The 15,405-nt window shown below is 63.5% G+C and carries 8 protein-coding genes; all 8 read left to right on the top strand.

The window, feature by feature from the left end; all coding sequences use genetic code 11:
- Window positions 1–10: 10 nt before the first annotated feature.
- Window positions 11–3,553: a BREX system P-loop protein BrxC gene (gene brxC, locus Q9235_RS13770; protein ID WP_306222344.1), complete on the top strand. Its 3,543-nt coding sequence runs from the start codon at window positions 11–13 to the stop codon at window positions 3,551–3,553.
- A complete protein-coding gene (locus tag Q9235_RS13765; protein WP_306222343.1) occupies window positions 3,553–5,430 on the top strand; it encodes an Eco57I restriction-modification methylase domain-containing protein in 1,878 nt (625 codons plus the stop codon). Before brxC ends, Q9235_RS13765 begins: the two co-directional genes overlap by 1 nt.
- A complete protein-coding gene (locus Q9235_RS13760) occupies window positions 5,427–7,460 on the top strand; it encodes a BREX-1 system adenine-specific DNA-methyltransferase PglX (protein WP_306222342.1) in 2,034 nt (677 codons plus the stop codon). The genes Q9235_RS13765 and Q9235_RS13760 overlap by 4 nt, the downstream gene beginning before the upstream one ends.
- Before the next feature lie 11 nt (window positions 7,461–7,471).
- Window positions 7,472–9,997 carry a PglZ domain-containing protein gene (locus Q9235_RS13755; RefSeq protein ID WP_306222341.1) on the top strand — a complete coding sequence of 842 codons (2,526 nt, stop codon included), beginning with the start codon at window positions 7,472–7,474 and terminating at the stop codon, window positions 9,995–9,997.
- Window positions 9,998–9,999: 2 nt separating this feature from the next.
- Window positions 10,000–12,042 (top strand): protease Lon-related BREX system protein BrxL, encoded by a 2,043-nt coding sequence (gene brxL, locus Q9235_RS13750; RefSeq protein WP_306222340.1) that lies wholly within the window; start codon window positions 10,000–10,002, stop codon window positions 12,040–12,042.
- Window positions 12,043–12,327: 285 nt separating this feature from the next.
- Window positions 12,328–12,855, top strand: coding sequence for a hypothetical protein (locus Q9235_RS13745; protein WP_306222339.1), 528 nt, complete (start codon window positions 12,328–12,330; stop codon window positions 12,853–12,855).
- A gap of 365 nt (window positions 12,856–13,220) precedes the next feature.
- Window positions 13,221–15,143, top strand: a complete 1,923-nt coding sequence (locus Q9235_RS13740) for an AAA family ATPase (RefSeq protein WP_306222338.1) — start codon at window positions 13,221–13,223, stop codon at window positions 15,141–15,143.
- The gene (locus Q9235_RS13735; protein WP_306222337.1) at window positions 15,136–15,369 is read left to right on the top strand and encodes a hypothetical protein; all 234 of its coding nucleotides are present in this window, start codon (window positions 15,136–15,138) and stop codon (window positions 15,367–15,369) included. Before Q9235_RS13740 ends, Q9235_RS13735 begins: the two co-directional genes overlap by 8 nt.
- The last annotated feature ends 36 nt before the right edge of the window (window positions 15,370–15,405 follow it).

Raw genomic sequence — 15,405 nt, 5'->3', positions numbered from 1 at the left:
CGGATCGATCATGAGCACCATCGGCACGCTTTTCGCGAACGACATCAATCGGAAGATCGAGGAGGTCATCAAGGTCGACCAGGTCGACGCCGATATCATTCGCTCGGAGATCGACGAATACGTCGTCACGAACGCGATCCAGACTCATTACGTGGACATCCTGGAGCAATACCAGGCGGCGCCGCAGAAACCGACCGACAGCATCGGCATCTGGATCTCGGGCTTCTTCGGGTCCGGCAAGTCGAGCTTCGCCAAGAACCTGGGCCTCGCGATAGGCAACAGGGAGCTCGGGAACGCCCGCGCCGCGGATCTCTTCTCCAAGCGAGTGACCGACAACCGCCTCAAGGTGGTCCTGAAGACGATCAACGAGAAGATCCCGACGCACTCGGTCATCTTCGACGTCTCGACCGACCGCGGCATCCGGACCGGCAACCAGATGCTGACCGAGATCATGTATCGGCTGTTCCTGGAGAGCCTCGGATACGCCAAGGACCTCGATCTCGCCGAACTGGAAATCGGGCTGGAGGAGCAAGGCCGCCTCGCCGATTTCGAGGCCGCCTATCGCGAGAAATACGGGAAGGAATGGGCGAAGGCGAAGGGCATGCTCGCCTTCGCGATCAACGAGGCGAGCGCCGTGCTCCATGTCCTGGAGCCTGCCACCTATCCCGTCCCGGACAGCTGGGCGAAGTCGCGCGCCAAGGCCGACATCAACGCCGGCCTGTTCGCCAAGCGTGTCGTGGAGCTCATGAATCGGCGCAAGCCGGGGCACTCCATGATCTTCGTCGTCGACGAAGTCGGCCAGTTCGTCGCTCGCGACGTCCAGAAGATGCTCGATCTCCAGGCCATCGTTCAACAGCTTGGCGTTCACGGGCGCGGGAAGCATTGGATCGCCGTCACGTCGCAGGAGAAGCTCAGCGAACTGGTCGGCGGCCTCGACGACAAGCGCATCGAGCTTGCCCGACTGATGGACCGCTTCCCCTCCCAGGTTCACCTGGAGCCATCCGATATCTCCGAGGTCACCAGTCGGCGCGTGCTGTCCAAGAACGCAAATGCCGAGCAGGTCCTCGGAAAGCTCTTCGATGACCATCGCGGCCGGTTCGCCCAGGCCACGAAGGTCACCGCAGACATCAGCCTCCCGGAACTGACGCGGCAGCGGTTCGTCGACCTCTATCCGCTGCTGCCCTACCAGATCGATCTGATCATCCAGATCGTGTCGGGTCTGCGCACCCAAGGCGGCGCGAGCAAGCATGTCGGCGGCGCCAACCGCACGATCATCAAGTTGGCGCAGCAGCTGCTGATCCACCAATCCATCGATATCGCCAGCCAGCCCATCGGCAACCTGGTGCGCCTGGACCAGGTCTACGACCTCGTGGAGGGCAACATCGCGTCCGACATCCGGGCGAAGATCACGGCCGTCCCCGACCGCGTTCCCGGCGTCAGGTTGGCGCAGGCCGTCGCCAAGGTGATCTGCCTGCTCCAGTTCGTGAAGAGCGTCCATCGCACCGCTGAGAACATCGCGGCCGCGCTCCATCCCTCGATCACCGGCGACGCGGAACTGGCTGCCGTCAAGGAAGCCCTGAAGGCGTTGGAGACGGCGCTGGTGATCCGCATGGGGGATGGCGGCTACCGCATCCCCACGCCCGCCGAGGACGATTGGGAGCAGCGGAGAACCGCCATCGCGGGAAGCCGGTCCAGCGACAACAAGTGGATAGCGGACACGCTCGCGGGGTTCTGGGCGCCGGCGCCGAGCTTCAGTCTGTATGACACGAAGCCCTTCAAGGCGGGCTTGATCGTCGCCGGCAACGAGCTTGCCAAGGGCGACATCGCCTTCAATCTCCAGATCGCCGGCGACGCCGAGGAGTCGGCGAAGATGTCCGCCGAGGCCCGCATCCGAAGCCAGGCCGAAGCCGGCACGGTGTTCTGGGTCGCGACGCTGACGGGAGAGATCCGCAGGGAACTGTTGGAGGCCCATCGATCCTCCCAGATGGTGACCAACCACGGACATGGGCCGACGACCGTCGACGAGAGCAACCTGATCTCCGAGGAGAAAGCTCGTCTGAGGCGCCATACGGACCAGCTCAAGGCCTATCTCAAGATCGCCTGTCTCTCCGGCGCCATCTTCTTCCGCGGCAACGACCGGAGCCCCGGAACCGCCAGCGACGTGGCCAAGGCCGCGGTCGAGGTCATGAAGGCCGTGCTCCCCGACGTCTACGACCGCTTCCGCGAGGCATCCGCGAAACGGGCGGATCTCCAGAAGGGGCTGGAGGTCCTGCTGGCCGCCGATAACCTCAACGGGCTTCCCGCGGTGTTCAACGACCTGAAGCTGATCAAGACGGAGAACGGGCGGACTGTCTTCGAGGCGGATCGCTCGCCCCTCTCCGAGCTCCTCGGGCAGATCGAGGAAAAGGCCGGTTACGGCGAAAATGCCCTCGGGCGGCTGCTTGAGGAAGCGTTCGGGCGCGCGCCGTTCGGCTGGGATTTCGATGCCGTTCGCCTCTTCGCTCTATCGCTGCTGAGGGCCGGCAAGATCGAGGCCCAACACAAGGGCCAGAGCATCGACGACGCGACGAGCGTGGCCGCGCGCGATGCGTTCCAGAACGCATCGCATTTCCGGGCGACGACGTTCCGGCCGAAGAAGGGCGTCGACTTCGTCGAGATCGCGCACGCCGCCGAGAACTTCAAGTCGACGTTCGGCGAGGTCATCAAGGAACTCTCCGAAACCGTCGTCGCCAAGGCGATCCAGGCGGCGATCACGCAATCCGAGGACAAGGTCGTGGGCGTCCTTGGACGTCTCCGGGAATCCAGCCTGCCCGGTCGCGAGAAGATCGAGCAGGCTGCCGACCAGATGAAGGCGATCCGGCGCGGAAGCGAGACCAACGCGATCCTGGACTTCAACGCATCGCACGCAGCCATACGCGAGGCGATCCAGCACGCCGGCGAGGTCGACAAGGTGCTCGACGACGCTCGCGTCTCGATGCTCGCGAGGGCTCGGGAAAGCTTGCGCGTGCGTTGGCCGCTTCTGGTGCACGAAGCCGATCTCGGCGAAGAGTTGGCCGGCAAGGGCGACACGCTCCAGGACCTGATGGAGCGCGAGACATTCTACAGGGAGCTCCATCGGATCGAGCAGATCTCGGCCGAGATCGATGGCGAATACCGCAAACGCTACGATCAGGCGCTCGATGGCCGCGTGAAGGCCTATGTCGCGGCCATCGAGCGACTCGCGCACCGGGCCGAATGGCCGAGATTGTCGGAGGCGCAGCAGGATGAGGTCGCGAACCCCTTGCGCCTTCGGGCCGACCGCAACTTCAACAACCAGACGATCCATCATCTGCGGTCGGAGGCCGATGCGTGCGAAGGGCGGCTGCGGACGGCCATCACCCGCATGCATCAGATCCTCGAAGGTGAGCGCTTGGCAACCGTTCACGTCGCCGACTTCTTCCAGGACGGCATCGAGACCGTGGAGCAGCTCGATCAGACCCTCGAAGGCATCCGTGAGGAGGTCACCCGCCTCATCGGTGCCGGCAAGAAGGTCGTGGCGACCTGGAGCGTCTGATGGAGAAGGATACGCGGAGCCTTCTCCAGAGCGCCACGCAGCGGGCCAGGGCCCTGCTGACGGAGGACATCTACGAGCAGCTCCAAGGCACCTACGACGTCATGCCCGATGGAGCGATCGCGCCCGAACCCGGCATCCACCTGAACGAACGCCAGCGGCTGCTCCGCCCTCGTATCGTGGCCGCGATCCAGCACAAGCAGGCCGCCGGAATGAAGCCGGTGGATGCGGTGAAGGACTATGTCCGTGATGCGGCCTTCACGACGTTCAATCGATATGCCGCCCTCAAGCTCCTGGAGGCTCGCAACCTCGTTCTGGAGTGCGTGACGCGCGGCGACCAGTCCAGCGGCTATCTTGAGTTCACTGGCCTTCTCCCTGGTATTCGGCTGCTGCCGGACGGCGAGGGGTATCGTCTCTATCTCGAATCCGTCTTCGATGAGCTCTCCACCGAGGTGAAGGTCCTGTTCGACAGGCGTGATCCCGCGTCGGCGCTGTGGCCCAAGCGGGCGACTTTCGAGACCTTGCTCGACATCCTCAACGCGCCCGAGCTCGCGAGCGTCTGGTTCGAGGACGAGACGATCGGATGGGTCTACCAGTATTTCAACTCCACCGACGAGCGCCGGAAGATGCGCGATGAGTCCCCAGCGCCGCGCGATAGCCGCGAGCTTGCGATCCGGAACCAGTTCTTCACCCCTCGATACGTGGTCGAATTCCTGGTCGACAACACGTTGGGCAGGCTGTGGTTCAACTGGACGGGCGCTCAGACGGGCCTGCGCGATCGATGCCAGTATCTCTTGGCCAAGCCGGACGAAAAGCCCGAGCCGGCTGGCCGTCTGCGTGATCCGCGCACGATCAAGCTGCTCGATCCCGCGTGCGGCTCCATGCATTTCGGGCTCTACGCCTTCGACCTGTTCTACGAGATCTATCGAGAGGCATGGGACTGGGAACAGACCCATGGCGCCGGATCGCTCGACAGGGTGACTGGCGGGCACCCAGGTCTGATGCCGCTGACTGAGAGCTATGCCGACAGCGCCGCCTTCCTGCGTGACGTCCCCCGACTGATCATCGAGAACAACATCTACGGCGTCGATATCGATCCGCGCGCGGCTCAGATCGCTTCCCTGGCCCTTTGGCTGCGGGCGCAGCGGGCTTGGCATGACGCGAATGTCATCGCCCAGGATCGCCCGCGCATCGTGCATGGACATGTGGTCGCGGCGGTGCCTCCGCCAGCCGAGCTCGACCTCCGTAAGAGCTTCATGGATGGGCTTGACGAGCTGGATGCCGAATTGTTCGAGAAGACGCTGTCCCTGTTGAAGGGACTGCCCGAGCAGGGGGTGCTTCTCCGCACCGAGCAAGAATTGCCGAGGCTGATCCGACAAGTTTTCAAGGATCACGGCGAGATGTTCGCTAAGGAGGACATGGCGAATTGGCAGCAGGCCGAAATGCGTCTGACGGATGCATTGAAACTCTTCGCTAAGGAGGCGCGCTCGACCTACAAGGGCCGCCTGTTTGCTGAGGATGCGTTGCAGGGATTGCGGACGATCGATTTGGCTCGGGAGATCTTCGACGTCGTCGTTATGAACCCACCGTTTGGTGCCCTGGCGACGGGAGCTAAGGACCAACTCAGCAAGGCGTATCCGCGCAGCAAGAATGACTTAATGGCGATTTTCGTGGAACGCGGACTGGAACTCATGCGGCGCGGCGGGCAGCTCGGAGCTATTACATCGAGAACCTGCTTCTTCCTATCAAGCTTTCAGAAATGGCGAGAGGGCGTGGTGCTTGGACTAGGGCACCCGCAGGTCATGGCTGACTTGGGCCACGGCGTGATGGATGCCGCCGCCGTTGAAGCCGCTGCGTATGTGCTAGAGAAACGAGCATGACAACTTTTATACGTCTGCTGACGGAAAAAGATAAAGCCAGCCATCTATTGGCCAGCTGTGCCGCGCTCCGTTCCAATTTATCCGACGAACGGGCATTCGATGTGCCCCCAGAATCATTTCGCTCAGTACCAGGGGCACCGTTTGCATATTGGGTTAGCCAAGCAGTGCGCGATCTGTTCGAGCGGATGCCGGCACTGGAGTCAGATTATAGAACGGCGAAACAGGGTCTAGCCACTGCAGGCGACTTTAGATTTGTCCGCGTTTGGTGGGAGACACAAGGAAAATCTTGGTACGGATTTGCCAAAGGCGGTGCATACTCACCCATTTATGCAGACGTCTATCTTCTCGTTAATTGGTCAAAAGACGGAGATGAGATTAAGAGTAATCTTAACGAAAACGGCGGTGTTCGATCCAATATTTGGATGCTTCGAGATACGGCAGTGAATTTCTTCTGCCGTCCAGGCCTTACTTGGCCAAGGCGCACCAACGGCCTTAGCTTCCGGATTATGCCAAGAGGCTGCATATTTGCAGATAAAGGCCCGGCCGCGTTTGTTAAAGATGACAACCCTGACGCATTGCTCGCCCTGTGTGCGATCGCAACCAGTCAAGCTTTCAATATTTTAGTATCGGTGCAACTGGCGCGAGCGGAGCTGGCACAATCTTTTGAAGTTGGTCTGATCCAGCAAACTCCAGTTCCAGAACTCGACAGCGAGCAGCAGGCGTTGCTCGCTGAACTGGCGCTGGACGCTTGGTCGATCAAGCGCACTATCGATACTACCACCGAAATCTCACACGCCTTCGTGCTTCCCGCCGCCTTGCGGATCAAGGTCGAAGGACTGAATTTGCACGCACTGAACGAAGATTTGGCGCATATCCAAGCCAAAATCGACAGTGTTGCATTTGAACTGTATGGCATAGGAGAGATTGATCGAACTACACTTCAATCAATTACAGTATCAGACCAGAAAGATAATCTCGACGGCAATGAAATTGCGATCGACGACACAGATGATGAGGAAACAGATCCTGCCGTAGATCAAGATACTGAGTTGTTGAGTTGGGCCGTTGGCGTTGCCTTTGGTCGCTTCGATTTGCGTCTTGCGACAGGTGAACGTCCTATTCCTCCTCATCCTGCGCCGTTCGATCCGCTGCCCGAGAAAAGCCCGGGCATGCTCCCTGACGGGTCTGAACCGTTCTACCGGCATCCAGGCTTTCTGGTCGACGATCCCGGTCACCCTCATGACTTAGCTCAGCTGGTCGAGGACGTGCTTGTGAGCGTCGACAATCCAGTAATGCCGGATGTGCGTCGCCAGCTTCAGCGCGATTTTTTCCCTTTCCACCTGAAGCGTTACTCGAAGAGTCGTCGCAAGGCGCCGATTTATTGGCAGTTTGCGACCTCTTCGGGACGCTACAGCTTTTGGCTGTATGGGCCTGGAGTAAATATCGACACCTTCTTTAGGCTCCAGCAAGATGTCCTAGATCCCAAGATTGCGAAAGAGACGCGCGCGTTAGACGGGTTTTCTCAGCGCGGCCGCGACTTGTCGGCCAGCGAACGCCTTGAGATAGAGAACCAAGGAAAGCTCGTCGAGGAACTCACGCAACTGGCCGATGAGGTGAAACGGGTCGCTCCGTTGTGGAAGCCGAATCTCAATGATGGCACCGTCCTGGTGATGGCGCCGCTGTGGAGAATGGTCGGTCATCACAAGCAATGGCAGAAGGAGTTGCGGACGAGGTGGGAGGAGCTCCAGGCTGGGAAGCATGACTGGTCCCATCAGGCCATGCACCTGTGGCCCGAGCGCGTCATCCCTAAATGCGCTGAGGACCGGAGCCTCGCGATCGCGCACGGCCTGGAGGACGTGTTCTGGTTCGAGCCCGAATCCGGTAAATGGGCGAAGCGTGACGTGCCCAAGCGTCCGATCGCCGAGATCGTGCGGGAACGCACCAGCGACGCCGTCAAGGCTGCCCTGAAGGAGCTGCTTGAAGCTCCCGAGCCGGCGGCTGCCGGTGGCCGCTCGCGGCGCAAGGCTTGATCGGAGAAACCGTGCATCCCCTCCACGACTTCATCGCGAACCAGATAGCCCAGCACCTCAAGAGCAACACGGTCGTGGTGCTCTACGATCGCCATGGCGAACTGAAGCCCTTCTTCGCCGAGGCCGGCGCTGACCCTAGCGTCGGTGGACGACTGGAGCAGATCCGCTTCGGCGAGACCCCCGCCAATTTCACGGCTTTCGCAGGATCGTTCCTGGAGACGAGGCTGACCATCGAGGAGGCCACCGGTGGGGACGACCCCGCGCGCACCCTAATCTACGTCCCGGACACAGTCTGGGACGAGCAGGGCTCGCTGCTGATGGAGGTCGAGAAAGCGGGGTATCTCTATCGGCCGGCGTTGAAGCAGATGGCCAGGATCGTGCTGAAGCAGCGCTTCAACGACGTCCAGATCGACGAGATCGTCAAGTCCGACGCCGTCAGCTACGACGACCTGGCCAGGATCGCCTCGGCCAGCGCGGAAGGGGAGAGCGCCTCCATCCTTCGCGGCATCTTCGACAACACCTCCGACGCGATCGCCATCATCGTTCGATGGGTCCGCGGCGACCACGCCGATCAAGCCATCCAGGACAAGGGCGCCTTTCCGGAGCTTCGCAAGCTTCTGGCAGTGAAGGTCGGGCTGAGCCTCCCTGACGACGCCAGCCTGGCGCGGCTTCGGTCGGTCACGCAGCGCCACATCCTCGGCAGCGAATTCCTGCTCGACACTAAGTCGACCACGATCACGTTGCCGGGGGTGTCGGCGCCTACGTCGCGGGATCAGATTGATGCCGTGCGGGCAGTGGCCGAGAGGCTCCGGAAGGACAACGCCGACATTTACGAGGACATCGCTAACCTCGTCCAAGGCGAACTCGGGATCGACGACCTGGGTATCGAGGGTGACGCCTTCGGAGCCATCGACACCTTCAAGATCGAGGAGTTCCTGGTCGTCGCTCATTGCTTCAAGCTCATCGCCGCCCGTCGTTTTGCCGATGCTCGCGCCATCATCGACGAGCGCCGAGGCAGCTTCTGGATCGAGCGCTCCCAGGAGCGTAGCGCGGTCTGGCAGGCATGCCGCTTGATGACCGATCTGGGGCTCGTCGCGGGCGAGGTTCAAAGCACGATCGCCAAGGCCAACGGCACGGTGAAGATCTGGGTCGATCGCTATACCGACGCCAACGGCTGGCACCGGCTCGACAGGGCGCAGCGCGAACTCGAAACCGTCGTGCAGAGCTGCGAGGAGCACATCGACGAACAGGCGCTCGGAATCGTGCGACAGGTCTACGAGGAGACGGCCGCGCGCATGGCGGAGGGCTTCGTGAAGGCCCTGGCGAAATCAGACTGGGTGGTGCCGGGCGTCATCCCCCAGAGCCGGGTCTACGCGGACTGCGTCGCGGGGAGCCCCAAGCCGGTCGCCTACATCCTCGTCGATGCGATGCGCTACGAGATGGGCGTCGAGCTGTCGGCCCGGATCGCCAAGGTCGCGACCGAGCAGAAGCTGCGCCACGCCGTGGCCAGTCTTCCGAGCATCACCCCCGTCTGCATGGCGGCGCTTCAGCCCGGTGCGGCGGCGTCCTTCTCCGTCGTCGACAGGAACGGGAAGCTGGGCGCCGAAGTCGACGGCATCTTCCTGCCTGACCTGAAGGCCCGCCAACTCTTCGCTAAGGGCCGCCTGCCCGGCTCCGTCGACCTCACCCTCGACAACGTGCTTCAGGGGACGACGAAGGTCCTGGCGGGCAAGATCGCCGGCGCCTCGGTGATCCTGGTCCGCTCGCAGGAGATCGACGAGGCCGGCGAAGGTGCGACCTCGTTCGCGCGCCGCATGATGGCGGGCGTCATCGAGGACTTGGCGCGTTGCCTCACCAAGCTCGCAGGCGCCGGCGTGGAGCATGCCGTCATCGTGGCCGACCACGGTCACCTCTTCTTCGCCCATGACCGCGACGAGAGCATGCGCATCGACGCGCCCGGCGGCGCGCAGGTCGATCTCCATCGGCGCTGCTGGGTCGGGCGCGGGGGCGCCACGCCTCCCGGCACGGTCCGTATCCCCGCTTCGAAGCTAGGCTACCAGTCCGATCTCGATTTCGTCCTGCCGGTCGGCACGGGCGTCTTCCGATCCGGCGGCGACCTTGCCTATCACCATGGCGGCGCCAGCCTTCAGGAGTTGATCGTTCCGGTCCTGACCGTGCGCCTGAAGGCCGACAAGTCCGGCACCAACGCCAAGAACCAGGTCGACGTCCAGCACGACGCCGCGATCACCAATCGCATCTTCACGGTCAGGGTGTCGCTCGGAACGACCTTGTTCACCGCCGAGCGGCCCATCCGCGTCGTGGCCGTTCACGCCGGCCGGCAGGTCGCCACTATCGGCATGGCCGACATGCCGAAAGCCGCCGACGGCACGATCCGGCTGGAGCCTCGCAAGACGGTGTCGGTCGGCTTCTTGCTCACCGACGAGGAGGTCAAGACGTTGAACGTGCAGGTGCTTGACGGTGAGACCGACGCTGTCCTCTACCAGTCGAAGGACCTCCCGGTCCGGCTTGGAGTCTAGGCATGAACGCGTTCGCTGCCCCTATCCGCGACGAACTGGACAACAAGGCCAATCGGCTCTTCGCCGGCAAGGTCGTGCGCAAGGACCTCGTCCGTAAGGTCAAGGTCGGCGCCAACGTGCCGGTGTTCGTCCTGGAGTTCCTCCTCGGGAAATACTGCGCCTCGTCCGACGAGATGGCGATCCAGATGGGGCTCCAGGTCGTCAACGACACGCTCGCCAACAACTACATCCGTGACGACGAGGCCCAGAAGGCCCAAAGCCGCGTCAAGGAGAACGGCCGGCACGCCTTCATCGACAAGGTCAAGGTGCGGCTCGTCGATTCCGATTATTGGGCAGAGGCATCCAAGTTCGGGCACAAGTTCATCCACGTGCCGTCCGACTACGTGCGCAGCTACGAGCGGCTCCTGACAGGCGGCATCTGGGCGCAGCTCGACCTCAAATACCGCTACGACGAAGAGGGCAAGGGCAAGAACCCGTTCTGGATCGAGAAGCTCACCCCCATCCAGATCGCGGCCTTCGACCTGGAGGAGTATCGGTCGGTTCGCGGCGAGTTCACGACCGATGAGTGGATTGACCTCGTCCTTCGCAGCATGGGCTACGAGCCAGGCTCAATGGATCGCCGTCTGAAGATGCTGTTCCTGGTTCGCCTGATCCCCCTCGCGGAGCGGAACTACAACATGGTCGAGCTCGGCCCCCGCGGGACGGGCAAGAGCTACGTCATCCAGGAATTCTCGCCCTACTCGTCGTTGCTGACCGGCCCGACGACGGTGGCGAACCTCTTCGGTCACATGGGCGGGCGCCAGAAGGGCATGGTCCAGATCTGGGACGTCGTCGGGTTCGACGAGGTCGCCGACCTGGAGAAGATGCCCAAGGAGGTCATCACGACGATGAAGACCTTCTGCGAGTCCGGCAGCTTCCAGCGGGGTCAGGAGGCGGCGAGCGGCGATGCCAGCATCGCTATGTTCGGCAATACCAATCAGCCCGTCGAGGTGATGGTCCAGTCGGGGCATCTCTTCGAGCCGATGCCGACCGTCATCCGCGATGACATGGCCTTCATCGACCGGCTACACTTCTACCTTCCGGGCTGGGAGATCCCGAAGATGCGGGCCGACCTGTTCACGGACCACTACGGCTTCGTGGTCGACTACCTGGCCGAGGCGCTTCGCGAGCTCAGGAAGCACAATTTCACCGAGGTCGCGGAACGCCACTTTTCCTACGGCGGTCACCTGAACGCCCGCGACCGCAAGGCGGTGAACAAGACGGTCTCCGGGCTGATGAAGATCATCCATCCGCACGGCGCCGCGACGAAGGAGGAGATCGCCGAATTGCTCGATTTCGCGATGGAGGGACGTCGGCGGGTGAAGGAGCAGCTCAAGAAGATGGGCTCCTTCGAGTATTACCAGGTCTCCTTCAGCTACACGGATCGAGAGAGCGGCGAGGAACGCTTCGTCGGCGTTCCCGAGCAGGGCGGCCGCAACATGTTCTCTTCCGATCCGTTGGCGCCGGGCAGCGTCTACAGCGCCGGCGTGGCCGCGGACGGCACGGTCGGGATGTATCGCATCGAGGTCTCGACCTCAGTCGGGAACGCCCGGCTTCGACTTGCCGGAGGCGTCTCCGGTTCCATGAAGGAATCGGTGAACCGCGCCTTCAGCTACCTGATGACGAAGAAGGGAGAATTCGGGCTGGCTCGCGAGGTCGACGGCGCCGACTTCCATGTCGAGGTCATCGACCTGATCGGCAATCGTGTCGACGCCGAACTCGGCGTCGCCTTCTTCGTCGCCTGCATCTCGGCGCTCAAGAAGGTGCCGGTCACGGCTGCGATGCTGGTCATGGGAGACCTCAGCCTCCAGGGGAACATCAAGGGCGTCAGGTCGCTCGTAGAGCCCCTCCAGGTCGCCATGGACAATGGCGGCAAGCGCGCCCTCATCCCGATCGAAAACAAGCGCAGCTTCCTGGAGGTAACCGGTGACGTAGCCGAGCACGTGGACCCGGTGTTCTACGGCGACCCGAAAGCGGCGGCGTTCAAGGCGCTAGGCTTGAACTGAACGGATCGAGTGGAACGCACAGGCGATTTGGGCCGAGTTCGTATCGCCGGCTCAGGTTGCCGGCGATTGACCGAACGTCTATCTGACCTCCCATGACGATGGTCCGCACCCAGTCCTGGATGCCCGGCGCTCGCAATCTTCGCGGTTGCGGCGGGTTCCTGCATGCGGCGGTCCTCGCGGGGCGAATAGCGGGCTGACCTTGCGCCCAGCGGCGCATCCTAGCTCATCCAAGCATTTCCGATCGCCGAGCGACGTTGCCGGCGATCCATCCTCAAGGAGGTGCCCATGTCGCGCCCGGTGACGCCTGCCCCTGACTGGCAGGCCCAGATCTATCAGAAGCATGCCAGCTGGATCGCTGGCACCATGCCTCAAATGGCGGTCGGCGACGGCTGGGCGGATGTCCTCGCACGCCTATTCGACCGCATCGCCGACGCGCTCGCCGACGAGCCCGTTCCGGTCAAGTTGGCGATCGTCGACATCAAGGAGAAGTTTGGCGAGCTCCGCGCGGAATTCCTTTCTCCGGTCGGGTCGGCGACCCAGGCCGCAATCGAGCACGCGATCCTGCTGGCCGAGATGCGATCGGAATGCACCTGCGACGAGTGCGGGCGGGAAGGCCGCTTGAGGTCGACCCTCGGCCAGTCAGGATGGCTCGCAGTTAAGTGCGACGATCATCGATCCGGCTATCCCCGGCTTGTCGCGAAAGGCCCGCCGAGTCGTCGCATTACGGATCGCCGCGGGACGTTCGAGGTCGTGTACGATAGGGCAGCCGACACCGTGACAGAAGTCCCGGTCGACGATGAGGATTCCCGTTAACCATAAGACGGATCATGTCAGGAGTCGCGCCGAGGCGCCTTGACCGCTCCAACGTTTGTTCCCTATCTGTTTCGCGATGATCTTGATGCCGTCCATATGCGACCGGCTCGCGACGAAATCGCGGCCCCGTCTCCCGGCTCCCCCCGCCAGCGACTGACCCCGCCGGCGAGAGGGAGGCCGTGTTCAAGCCAAGGCCTCCCATGATGATCCTACCGATCCAGTCCATAACCCCCGCCGCGCCGACCAAACCGCCCACCCTGGGCGGCGTCGACGCGCGGCCCGAGGACACCCCTATGCATCCCTTCCATTCCCGGAGGACGGACGCCCGCTGATACGCGGCGACGGCCTCCGCTCGCGAGGCCGACATGCCCAACGAAGACTTCATCCCCGACTACTCGGATATCGAGGGCGACGAGCCCACCACCGCCCCCGCTCACCAGACCCTCGCCGAGGCGGCACTTTACGCTGCGATCCCGCCGGAACTCATGGAGCGCATCGACGACGAGGCGAGCCTGGCGCTGATCGTCACGGTCCCCTCCGCGGATTGGGTCGAGCCCACCGTCGAAGCCCTCGGTTCGCTGCGGGAATGGAACGAGATCCTCGTCCCTCATATCAACGCCAAGAAGCGCCCTGCATCCGACGTTTGCGCGCGGAAGCTCGCCAAGGGGGAGTCGGTGGTCGGCGTCGCGGTCGCGCCGGAGCGGCAGCTCCCGCCCTCGCTTATCACCGCCGCCGACGCCCGGGTCGTAGTTTCCGCGCCGAGCAACGAGGTGCTGGCGCGCGTGATCGCCACCGCGACCGGCGAACGGTCCATGGCGATGCCCCCGAGGCTTGCGACCGGGCTCGATTTCTACGACCTCGTCGCCGCCATCCGCGTTGGTTCGACGGCCGAGGACTGCATCCGTCGCCTCGAAGCCGCCGCCGCGAACCAGAGCGTGGTCGACCCGACCCTCGAAGACGTCCCAAGGCTAGAGGACATGCACGGCTACGGCGCCGCCGGCGAGTGGGGCCTGCGACTGGTCCGAGACATCGAGGAATGGAAGCGCGGCGCCATTCCATTCGAGGCGATCGACCGCAACGTCCTGCTGGCCAGCGAGCCTGGGTTGGGCAAGAGCACGTACGTCCGGGCCCTCGCCAAGTCGTGCGGGCTACCCTTGGTGGTAACGAGCGTGGCGTCGTGGTTCAGCTCCACCGACGGTTATCTCAATAGCGTTATCAAGGAGGCCGACCGGGTATTTTCCGCGGCGAATGCCTGCTCACCCGCCATCGTCTTCTTGGATGAAATCGACGCGCTGCCCAGCAGATCGCAGGTAGGAGATCGAAACAGGGATTTTTGGGTTCCACTGATCACGAATCTACTGACGATCCTGGACGGCGCGACGTCCGGCGCGGCCAGCCGGCTGATCGTGATCGCGGCCACGAACTACGGCGACAGGGTCGATCCGGCGCTCGTCCGACCCGGGCGGCTGAACAGGATCATCCACATCCATCCCCCCGGCCCGAAGGACTTGGCGGCGATCCTGCGGCAGCACCTGGGCTCCGACCTGCCTGGCGAGGACCTGCTGCCCATCGCCGAGCTCGCCGGCGAGGCGACGGGAGCGCAGGCGATGGGCTGGGCCAAGGATGCCCGGGCCGCGGCGAGGGCCGCCGGGAGGGACATGGTCATCGACGACCTCGTCGGCGTCATCGCCCCGCCCGACGAAGCTCCGCCGCACGAACGGCGGCTGCTCGCGGTCCATGAAGCGGGCCATGCCGTGCTCTCGCATCGGATCGCGCCGGGCTGCGTTCGCGCGGTCTCGATCGTCGGGCGGGGCGACGCGGCCGGGCACACTCTGACGCGTCGCCGCCTGGGTAAGTCGCCGACGAAGGCCGAGATCGAGCTCGACGTCGTCTGCACGCTCGCGGGGCGGGCCGCCGAGGTCGAGATCCTCGGCGAGGCAAGCGTCGGATGCGGGGGATCTATCGATAGCGACCTGGGTATCGCCACGCTCCAGATCGCCTCGATGCTGGTCTCCTTCGGCCTCGGACCCAACCTGATCTACGCGGGCGCGCCGGACCGGGCCATGGAGATGATGCAGTTCGATCCCGAGCTGCGCGCCACAGTCTCGCGGACGTTGGCGGCGCTGCACGAACGCGCCGTCCTGGCGGTGCGCCAGAACAGGAAGGCGATCGATGCCGTGGTGGAGGAGCTGCTCAGGCGGAGACATCTCGGCGGCGGCGCCTTCGCGGCCGTCGTCGAGGCCGCCGACGCGGCGCCCCGGCGTCGGAAGGGGGTGCGCCATGGATAGCATGGTCGTCTCCCTCGTCGCGCGTCTGATCTCGGTTCAGGCCGAGCTCGGGCCCGGCGCCTACAGGCGGGCGGTGTCGGCCGCGTATCAGGCGGTCGCCAGGATCGCCATGGACGAGGCCGAGAGCCAGGCGGGAGTCGTCAGGCTCGGCGCGTCGCCGGCGAAGGTGATTTCATTCCCGCTCGGCGCCCGTCTCGATCCGAGGAAAGGAGGCCAGGAGGGATGATCCCGAAACTTCGATCCATCCCGTAGAGCTGCCTTA

The sequence above is a fragment of the Bosea beijingensis genome (genome assembly GCF_030758975.1).
Classification (GTDB): domain Bacteria; phylum Pseudomonadota; class Alphaproteobacteria; order Rhizobiales; family Beijerinckiaceae; genus Allobosea; species Allobosea beijingensis.
Note: the sequence above shows the minus strand (reverse complement) of the source record. Positions and strands in the feature narration are given on the sequence as shown.